The 265-nt window shown below is 34.3% G+C and carries 1 rRNA gene; it reads left to right on the forward strand.

Annotation, left to right across the window (positions count from 1 at the left end):
• Nucleotides 1-169: 169 nt before the first annotated feature.
• Nucleotides 170-265, forward strand: a 5S ribosomal RNA gene (gene rrf, locus IC218_RS21720); the annotation flags it as partial.

Below are 265 nucleotides of genomic sequence, written 5' to 3' on the forward strand. Positions count from 1 at the left end.
AAGTGCAGCAATGTATTTAGCTTATCGATACTAATAGGTCGAGGACTTGACCAATATTTATTTGATGTTCATTGATTAAAATATATATGTAGTTTTTAGAGTGCTAACTCTAAAGAATCTAGTTTTATTAGTTTCAAAAACTTAATAGTAATATTAAGCATAGAGATTATGTGGTTACAATAGCAGAGAGGATACACCTGTTCCCATTCCGAACACAGAAGTTAAGCTCTCTAGCGCTGATGGTACTTGGTGGGAAACTGCCTGG

Source organism: Clostridioides sp. ES-S-0005-03 (assembly GCF_020658455.1).
Taxonomy (GTDB): Bacteria; Bacillota; Clostridia; order Peptostreptococcales; family Peptostreptococcaceae; genus Clostridioides.